Raw genomic sequence first — 232 nt, forward strand, 5'->3', positions numbered from 1 at the left:
CTCACCAGGCCAGTGCCGCGCAAGTCCTGGGCACTGGAATCGCCCGCCACTTCCAGTATCGGCGCCGCATCCACCACGCTCAGGGTGGGCGCGTCGTTGCTGCCAATCAGGGTAAAGCTCACCACCTGTTCGGCGGTGGCGCCCTGGCTGTCGGTGGCGGTCACGGTATAGCTGAAGGTGATGGTCTCGCCCGCCGCCAAAAAGTCCAGGTCGACGTTATCCACCGCGTAGC

Annotated in this window: 1 protein-coding gene; it reads right to left on the reverse strand. The window is 65.1% G+C overall.

Annotation, left to right across the window (positions count from 1 at the left end; translation table 11 throughout):
- A partial coding sequence (locus C7I36_RS17105; RefSeq protein ID WP_146137369.1) for a VCBS domain-containing protein occupies positions 1-232 on the reverse strand: 232 nt, incomplete at both ends.

This window comes from Zobellella taiwanensis (assembly GCF_003012795.1).
Taxonomy (GTDB): Bacteria; Pseudomonadota; Gammaproteobacteria; order Enterobacterales; family Aeromonadaceae; genus Oceanimonas; species Oceanimonas taiwanensis.